Source organism: Pedobacter sp. 10L46_2 (assembly GCF_056395165.1).
Window position 1 is genome coordinate 1 of the sequence record NZ_JBFTIZ010000307.1, and the last position, 8,131, is coordinate 8,131.

Consider the following 8,131-nt stretch of genomic DNA (forward strand, 5'->3'; position numbering starts at 1 on the left):
CTACAGTACTATATTCAAACCAGAAATCAAAAACATCTCCCATCAGGAAAAGTTCACTACATGTGGGCTCAATGGCGTTTAACCAACGAAGAATGCGATCTTCCCGCTTACGACTTTCAAAAAAATCCGGAGAGCCTAAATGAAAATCAGAGGCAAAATATATGTTCTTATTCATCAATAAAACAAAGATAAGTAAAATATTAGCTCAGTTTGTTGTCATAAGTTCTACGGAGTATCTAGATTATTTATAAATAGCATCGATATTATAACAAAAGTTTGTAAATTCGCACAAATTTTAAACACATGATTTCTACTGATATAGCCATAATTGGCGCCGGACCCGTAGGTTTATTTGCAATTTTTGAAGCAGGACTATTAAAAATGCGCTGCCATTTAATTGATTATTTACCGCAGGTGGGTGGCCAATTGTCTGAAATATATCCTAAAAAACCTATATACGACATCCCGGGCTACCCAACAGTATTGGCTCAGGAGCTTATAGATAACCTGATGGAGCAGGGAAAACCTTTCCACCCTGGTTTCACTTTAGGCGAGCGTATAGAAGGCTTAGAGAAACGTGGAGAAGGTGATTTTGTACTTACTACAAACATGGGTACTATTATAGAATCTAAAGTTGTGGTAATTGCGGGAGGTTTAGGTTGCTTTGAGCCTCGTAAACCGGCTGTATCTGGTTTAGAACAATTCGAAAACGGAAGAGGTGTTAACTACATGATTCTTGATCCGGAGCAATACCGTGGTCAGAAAATGGTGATTGCAGGTGGTGGTGACTCTGCCCTTGACTGGACCATATTTTTAGCCGACATCGTAGATGAATTAACTTTGGTACACCGCAGCGAAAGCTTCCGTGGCGCACCAGATTCAGTAAACAAAGTAATGGCATTAGCCGAAAGCGGCCGTATAAACCTTGTTTTAAACAGCAATCTAAATTCAGTATCTGGAAACGGAAAACTGGAAACGGTAGAGCTTATTCACAATAAGAGCCTTGAAACTACCGCAGTAGCTGCAGACCATTTAATTCCTTTATTCGGTTTAAGCCCTAAGTTAGGCCCTATTGAGCAATGGAACTTAAACATCAACAAAAGCGCTATAGAAGTTAATACCGACGATTATTCAACAAACATACCAGGCATTTATGCTATTGGTGATATCAATACTTACACTAACAAATTAAAACTGATCCTTTGTGGATTTCACGAAGCTGCTTTGATGAGCCATAGTGCATACCAATACATGAACCCAGGTGTTAAATACACCATGAAATACACCACTGTAAACGGCGTATCAGAATTTTAAGCATGGAAGACAATAACATTACCCTACACGTACAAAACCCTGATGGCAGCTTAACTACTCTTGAAGCCCCAGTAGATATGGGATTAAGCTTAATGGAGTACCTTAAAGCATGCGAATATGATATTCTTGCAACCTGCGGCGGAATGGCCTTATGTGCTACCTGCTGTGTAGATGTACTTGAAGGAGAGGAAAAGCTGAATGAAATGACAGATGACGAGTATGCAATGCTTGATACTTTACCAGATGTACTTCCAAATTCAAGACTTGCCTGCCAGCTTCAGCTAAATCCTGCTATGGATGGTTTAGTTGTTAAACTACATCACGCTGAATAAAAAAGGTCTTTAGTTTTCTGCTGTTGTTATTGCTGCAATCGTTTTGGTGGGGCTGCCTATAGTTTTATATTCACCCTCACCTTTTAATACCGCTAGCATTTTAGTGGAACTACCCAAAAGCGCCTTAGCTGCCTGAAGCTCCTTGTCGTATTGGAATGCCTGAATAACCTTTCCCTTCTCGTAATAATAACGGCTTACGATCTGTGTTTCTAAAACACGTTTTATTTCGGCTTTATAAGTGATAAGATCTGTTTTCTTAGCACCAAGCATCTTATCCTTTAAATCATCCAGATCTACCTTAACAACGCCCAATTTATTCTCTTTTTCTGCCTCATCTCGCAAATCAGACAATAAACGTTCAGTACGTGAAGCATACGAATAATCTTTACCCGCTAATGAGGCTACAAATTGATTGTAATCGTTATCTGTCAATTGAAAGTTACCAGCAGGAGCAATAGTTTTATTTTTCTTTTTATAATCATTAGCATAATCAAAAAACAGATTCTTGCTCATAATTGACATGGTAATAGGGCTTGGTCTGCTCGAGTTCACTACCACATCCGGATATACTCCGTTTCCATCATAAACGCTTCTGCCTGCACTGGTATTAAATTTATGAGATAACGAATCTGCAAACTTCAGTGTTTTCCCGTTTGCATCTTTATGCGCATAATCAAGCGCCTGAATACAGCGRCCAGATGGCGTATAGTACTTAGCCACCGTAACCTTAACCAGGCTATTGTAAGGCAAATTAAAGGTTTGTTGTACCAACCCTTTACCAAAGCTTCGCTGGCCAACAATAATTGCTCTGTCGAGATCCTGCAATGATCCTGCAACAATCTCTGAAGCAGAAGCTGAGGAACCACCAACAAGCACTACCAATGGCATCTTCAGCAATAAAGGCTCAGTCATTGTTTTATAAACAATGGTTTTTTGCGGATTCCTACCCTTTTGGGTTACCACCAACACATCTCTGTTTACAAAAAGGTTAACTATTTTAACGGCTTCCTGTAAAATACCTCCACCGTTGTATCTTAAGTCAAGGATCATTCCCTTTGGCTGCTGCTTATTCAGGGCAATTGCGGCGTCCTTTACCTCCTGAGCAGAATTTTCAAGAAACTTATCTAAACGGATGTAGGCAATATTATCTTCCGTCATACCCGAATAAGGCACATTAGGTTGCTTAATCTCATCACGCACCAGCTTCTTAGTGATTACAGAACCGTCTCTTATAATCAACATATCTACTGTAGACCCTTTGGGGCCACGTAACAATTGGCTTATCTGATTACGGTCTTTCCCCTTTACCTCATTGCCATTTATCTTTACCAACTGATCTCCTGGCTTTACATCCTGCTTATCTGCCGGATATCCTTCAACCACTTCATTTACAAACAACTTACCTTCAATAGAAACCGTGCTGGCACCAATACCACCGTATTGCGTACTCACATACTTTAATTTATAATCTTCAATTTCAGATTCCGGGATGTATTCAGTGTAAGGATCAAGATTCTCCAACATCGCATCGATGCTGTTTCGCATAAGGTCAGATGGATTGGTTTCCTCTACATAATTGATGTTAATCTCTTTATATAAAGACGCAAAGATGTCCAGATTTTTAGATACCTGAAACAAGTCCTCTTTAAAAGACCATGTTAAAGAAGCGAAAGCTATAAGCGCAAAAACGGCAGCTAGTTTATATTGTTTCATCGTTCACCAATCTGTTTAATGGTAAACTTACAAATAAAAACACTCCAAAAAAATCCAAAAGTTAAAGTCTGTTCCCGTCAGGATCAGCCAGGGCCTTTTTTATGGTAAATTCAACATATTCTCTGTCTCTTTTAACCAAATCCATAAGCTGCTGTACAAGTTGATCTTCCTGTCCCGTTGTCGAAACAAGTGCCTGAGCATTTGCACCTACAGTTGATCTTAAATTGATTTTATCAATTGGATCATCAGACCAATATCTCAGGTCCAACTGTACATTAGTTCCTGCCGCTACATTGGTAGTTTGCGGAGGCTTAACCGTAAATCCTGCCACAACAGGTACCTTTCCAATAATTGTAATATTATCTTTTAGCCATTGGTCCGGATCATTCTTCTTGCATGCCGAAAACACGATCATGGCAGTAAAAGCAGCTATAAAGAGTTTTGATATTTTATTTTTCATATTCTTCAATATTAATTAAACAACCATAATTTCACAGCCTGATTGGCCACCTGAGGAACATTTGGATTTCTGCCCGGCTCATTATCTGCATATTTTGCACGCTGTACATAGCTTGTGCCCAATAAATTTTTAAATGGCGGAACTAAACCAGGATATATGGTATTACTATATTGATATCTTCTCATATCTGTCCAGGTTTCCATTTGCAGGAATAGCGCAATGTACTTTTGCAACATCACATCAGTAAGCGTTAAATTAGCAGAGCCTTTGCTGATAAGCGGATCATTAACATATTTATTAATATCATCTGTTCCTACCCCCAACTTCTGCATGTTCCCTTTAATTCCGTTTAAATATGCAGTATAGGCTCCCTCTTTGTTGGTAGCAAATAATGCTTCGGCCCTAATAAACTGAACCTCGGCATATGTCAATATAGTCACAGGCGATGTTCTTGCTCCGTAAAAGGTTTTTTCAGTGATATCACTATTTGCCAAACTAGCCCCTTGCTGGGTGCTCAAGGCACCAACCGGTCTGCCGATATAGGTGGCTGCACCAGCATTATCAAACAATTTCGGCAACCTTGGATCAATAAGTGCGTTAAAATACCCCGTTCCATTCATTAAGTTAACCATAAAATAAGAAGGGCGATGCTGTTTTGAGGCAATGGCTGGCTGACCAAGATTGGTATACCAAGGACTAGGCTTATCCTGAGTATATTTCACTTGCAAATCGGCTGCTCCGGTAACATCATCAATGGCCAGTGCAGCATCATCAGCCGCTTTAAGCGCATTAGATGGGTCTTTAGTTGATAAATTGATGTAATATCTGGCTCTTGCACCATAGGCTGCCTTTTTCCAGCTGGCAATTACACCTTTAAAAGCCAGATCAGTAGCGCCAACCTGTAATGCTGTATTTGTTGGCACAGGCTTATTTAAATCGGCTATTGCTCCGTCTAAAAGCTCTTTTAATGATACAGTGTATATATCTTGTTGCTTATCATAAGTCGGGCTAGGAACCGAAGGCCCTTTAAAAGCTTCTTTGTATGGCAAATCGCCCCATAAATCTGTACACTGCATTAAATTTAAAGCAAGTAATAGCTTTCCAATACCCGCATACTGAGGAGCTCCAGATACTTCCGATCTTTGGATAAGATCCTTTAAATTAGGCATTGCATCCCTATAGGCCGATTCCCATATGTTATCAAAACCATACGGATTATACGAATCTATATTTGCCTCGTATGCATTAAATCCGGCAAGGTATTGCGGATAGGCATTACCATATTGACCTGCGTTAAAAAACGAAGTTGCCGTAAATTGAATTGTTGAGGCCAGCAAGCCCGAAATGGTTGCCTGCTCTGGCGTCAGTCTCGATGGATCATCATTAATGTCCAGCTGTTTCTTACATGCTCCAAATATTACAGAAGCAGTAAGTAGTGCGACAAAAACTTTAAAACTTATATTTTTCATAACTGAATCTTAGAAATTAACATTTAAACCAAGAAATATACTTCTGGTAGTTGGCACACCAGTACCCACATATCCAACAGAATTTGAACCTGCTCCATAAGCACTTGCTTCAGGATCAAACCCAATAAAAGGAGTGCTTAACCACAAGTTATTTGCCGTTGCAGAAATTGATGCCGACTTAATAAAACTTTTGTTCAGCCAGCTTTTTGGCAATTCGTACGACAAGGACACATTCTGCAGCCTAATCCATGAAGCATCCTGGAATCCATTATTTTCAGGTGCCAGTTTATAAGGGAAACTGTTCGCATAAAAAAGCTGATCGATAACCACTTGCTTATCATTTGGAGCATATATAGGAGCTTCTGGTGTTCCTATGTTTTTCACTCCTTTAAATATTACCTGTGTATCTCTGATTTGTGTTTCGGCACCTATACCAGTAGAAAATCTTTGTGTTTTAGGAATATCAAATACATCGCCACCTCTTCTAAAGTTGAACATGAACGAGAAGGTTATCCCTTTATATGCTAAAGTACTTCCTAAACCACCTGTCCAGTCCGGATAGGCATTACCAATCAGGTAGTTATTAGATAACGGCTGAGGAATAATCGGATATCCATCAGCACCAATAACCAGCTGTCCGTTATATTCACTATTCTGATCTGTAACACGGGTATATGGCCATCCGTACCAATCGCCCGGTCTTCCGCCTGTTTTTATGATTTGTTTTACCCACGGACTTTCTGGGTTGAACTGGATTTCATTTACTCCCGGAGGCATAGAAAGCACCCTTCCTTTTGTGCGCGACCAATTTGCACTTACATCCCATTTAAAGTCATCACTTTTAACAACGGTTGCAGTTAACAGGAACTCTAAAGATTTATTTCTGATCTTTCCGGCATTGGTTACAAAAATATCATAGCCTGATGCGTAACTAATAGGAACAGGTACAATCTGGTCAATACTGTTCAGAATCGCATAGTTTGCATCTAAAGTTAAGCGACTTTTAAAGAAATGAAATTCACCCCCTACCTCTAGTCCTTTTGTTCTTTCAGGACGTAAAGATTCAGAGCCTATCTTAATATCACGTCTTACACCGCTTACGCCATCAAATGCAGCCAATGTAGAGTAATATTCACCAATCTGATAAGGATCAGCATCTTTACCCACTTCAGCATACGAAAGCCTTAACTTACCGAAGTTAAATATGTCGTTCTCCTGTAAGCCCAAAGTCTCGGTAAATACATACGATAAGCTGGTCGAAGGATAAAAGAATGAGCGGTTACTCTGCGGTAAGGTAGATGACCAGTCATTTCTTCCTGTTACACTTAAGAAAACAGTATTGTCGTAACTCACATTTAAATCACCAAAAATACCGATGATATTCTTTTTACCCGGATAGGTTAAAGTAGTATATACGTTGTAGTTATTAATACTCTCTACATTAGGAACAACCGCCTGAGCGCCATTAAGAGATAAGTTGGTTCTGTTAATATGGGTATATGAATGACCTAATAAGAAATTCACAAACCATTTCTCGCCAAACTGCTTGCTTGCCCTGGCATAGAAATTAGAGTTCACCTCGCTATAGCTAATCCGTTGCTCGGTCATAGACCCCAGCGTACTGATCAGCAATCCTTTTTCATTATAAATCTGTCTGAAATCGGTGTAGTTGTCAATACCGGCTTTGTAGTTAAAGGTTAACCAGTCGTTTGCTTTAAACTCTGCGCCCAAATTTCCTATTACCCTGTTTACATTATCCTTTAAAAAAGCATTTTCAGTAAAATAGAACGGATTTTGAATAGAGGCATTATACGTTTTTTCAGTTCCATCCGGATTTAGGTAGTCTGCAGGGTTAACTGTATTGGTATGACGCATCAAATAAAATATTGTACCCGAGGTGATACCGGTACGAGGATTTTTACCACCGGAATTAATATAATTTGCAGATCCTTCAAATTTGAATTTTTCCGAGGCCTTTAATGTCCCCGAAAGTCTGATGGATGTTTTGCCGTAATCAGAATTCGGCACAACTCCCTTTTGTTCTGAGTTCGAAATTGAAGTAAAATAAGTAGCATTATCATTTCCTCCGCTAAAAGTAAAGGAATTCTGTGTCTGATGCCCTGTTTTAAAGAACACATCGTAAGGGTTATAAACGGGTATACCGCTTTCAATTTTAGGCCCCCAGCTATTTACACTCGGCACATATGCTCCACCGTTACCATTACCATAGGTTGTTTGTATTGGAGGTGTTTTTGTTACGTCGTCGAAACTAACGGAACTTTTAAAATTAAAGCTAGGTTTACCAGACTTACCTGATTTAGTAGTAATGATGATGGCACCGTTGGCAGCCCTTAAACCATACAATACAGAGGCAGCTGGTCCCTTAAGGATGGTCATTGTTTCAATATCCTCTGGGTTTATATCACCGGCACGGTTAGGGTTTTGAAAGTTATCACTGTTGATACCAATTAGATCAGTACTGTTGGAAATAGGAATACCATCTACAACAAACAATGGCTGATTATCGGCCGAAGGATTCAAAGAGTTAATCCCTCTGATCTGAACTCTTGTACCTGAACCTGCAGCCCCACCGGAGCTTGTAATTTGAACACCGGATGCTTTCCCCTTTAACGCATTTAACACGTTAGACTGGTTGGTATTTGTAATATCCGCTGCTTTAATGTCCTGAGTTGCGTACCCTAAGGATCTTTTTTGTTGTTTAATACCAAGGGCGGTAACCACAACCTCACTTAGTGCTTTTGAGTCTGGAACCATGGCAACATCTAGTGTTGTTGTGCTGCCCACTGTTTTTTCTTGCGTAATCATACTCACATAAGAAAAAA

Annotated in this window: 6 protein-coding genes and 1 pseudogene; 2 read left to right on the forward strand and 5 right to left on the reverse strand. The window is 39.6% G+C overall.

Going from position 1 to position 8,131, the window contains the following annotated elements; genetic code table 11:
• Nucleotides 1-175 (reverse strand): annotated as a pseudogene (locus AC1DDX_RS23280) (UDP-2,3-diacylglucosamine diphosphatase); the annotation flags it as partial.
• Between the two features lie 128 nt (nt 176-303).
• Between AC1DDX_RS23280 and AC1DDX_RS23285 the strand changes: the two are divergent.
• Both AC1DDX_RS23285 and AC1DDX_RS23290 read left to right on the forward strand, forming a co-directional pair.
• Nucleotides 304-1,314: an NAD(P)/FAD-dependent oxidoreductase gene (locus AC1DDX_RS23285; RefSeq protein WP_172662178.1), complete on the forward strand. Its 1,011-nt coding sequence runs from the start codon at nt 304-306 to the stop codon at nt 1,312-1,314.
• Nucleotides 1,315-1,316: 2 nt separating this feature from the next.
• A complete protein-coding gene (locus AC1DDX_RS23290) occupies nt 1,317-1,646 on the forward strand; it encodes a 2Fe-2S iron-sulfur cluster-binding protein (protein ID WP_068889978.1) in 330 nt (109 codons plus the stop codon).
• A gap of 9 nt (nt 1,647-1,655) precedes the next feature.
• Here AC1DDX_RS23290 and AC1DDX_RS23295 read toward each other — a convergent pair whose 3' ends face one another.
• From AC1DDX_RS23295 to AC1DDX_RS23310, 4 genes are all read right to left on the reverse strand, one after another.
• On the reverse strand, nt 1,656-3,359 hold the full coding sequence (locus AC1DDX_RS23295) for a S41 family peptidase (protein ID WP_172662179.1): 1,704 nt from the start codon (nt 3,357-3,359) through the stop codon (nt 1,656-1,658).
• 61 nt (nt 3,360-3,420) lie between these two features.
• Nucleotides 3,421-3,819 (reverse strand): hypothetical protein, encoded by a 399-nt coding sequence (locus AC1DDX_RS23300; RefSeq protein ID WP_477622674.1) that lies wholly within the window; start codon nt 3,817-3,819, stop codon nt 3,421-3,423.
• 11 nt (nt 3,820-3,830) lie between these two features.
• Nucleotides 3,831-5,288 carry a SusD/RagB family nutrient-binding outer membrane lipoprotein gene (locus AC1DDX_RS23305; RefSeq protein WP_337716995.1) on the reverse strand — a complete coding sequence of 486 codons (1,458 nt, stop codon included), beginning with the start codon at nt 5,286-5,288 and terminating at the stop codon, nt 3,831-3,833.
• A 9-nt stretch (nt 5,289-5,297) separates the two neighbouring features.
• Nucleotides 5,298-8,131, reverse strand: a 2,834-nt coding sequence (locus tag AC1DDX_RS23310; protein ID WP_477622675.1) for a SusC/RagA family TonB-linked outer membrane protein, incomplete at its 5' end; no start/stop codon positions are given.

Coding starts and splice junctions, on each gene's coding strand:
- AC1DDX_RS23285 (WP_172662178.1), top strand. CDS start 304: ATGATTTCTACTGATATAGCCATAATTGGCGCCGGACCCGTAGGTTTA.
- AC1DDX_RS23290 (WP_068889978.1), top strand. CDS start 1,317: ATGGAAGACAATAACATTACCCTACACGTACAAAACCCTGATGGCAGC.
- AC1DDX_RS23300 (WP_477622674.1), bottom strand. CDS start 3,819: ATGAAAAATAAAATATCAAAACTCTTTATAGCTGCTTTTACTGCCATG.
- AC1DDX_RS23305 (WP_337716995.1), bottom strand. CDS start 5,288: ATGAAAAATATAAGTTTTAAAGTTTTTGTCGCACTACTTACTGCTTCT.